Here is a 632-nt window from a genome sequence, read left to right as displayed (position 1 = left end):
TCGCCCGCGCGCAGATTTCGACGATGCGGGGCCGTCTGCGGGCGGCCAGGGTCACTCCGCTGGGATTGTTGAAACTGGGAATGGTGTAGAGCATCTTGATGGTCTTGCCCTGCTTCCGCAGCGAAGTGATCGCTTCCTCCAGCGCTTCAGGCACCAGGCCCTCACTGTCCACCGGGAGGGCGTGCATCTGAACCTCGTACGCTTCGAAGGCGTTCAGTGCCCCAACATAGGTTGGGTCCTCGCACAGCACCACGTCTCCGGGGTTGCAGAATACTTTGGCGGCAACGTCCTGGGCGGACTGGGAGCCCGTGGTGATGACAATGTCCGCAGGATCGGCGTCGGTAATTCCTTCCGCTGCCATGACCTCACAGGCCTGGATGCGGAGCTCCTCCATGCCCTGTCCGGCACCGTACTGCAGCGCTTCGAGTCCGTGTTCGGCGATGATGCGCTGCGCCGACAGGCCCAGTTCAGCCAGGGGAAGCGAACGAAGGTAGGGGCTGCCTCCCGCCAGCGAGATCAGCCCCGGCCGGATGGAGATGTCAAAGACGTCACGCACCGCCGACTGCTTGATATGGAAGGCACGGTCTGAAAAGAGGGCTTCATGGCGGTGCGTGGAAGAAACGGCACGGTCA

The 632-nt window shown here is 62.8% G+C and carries 1 protein-coding gene; it reads right to left on the bottom strand.

From position 1 onward, the window contains the following. Positions 1–632: aminotransferase class I/II-fold pyridoxal phosphate-dependent enzyme (locus CXQ90_RS21745; RefSeq protein WP_146068963.1), on the bottom strand; the 632-nt coding region annotated here is incomplete at both ends.

The organism is Arthrobacter sp. ZGTC131 (assembly GCF_002929275.1).
In the GTDB taxonomy this organism is placed as follows: domain Bacteria; phylum Actinomycetota; class Actinomycetes; order Actinomycetales; family Micrococcaceae; genus Arthrobacter.
Note: the sequence above shows the minus strand (reverse complement) of the source record. Positions and strands in the feature narration are given on the sequence as shown.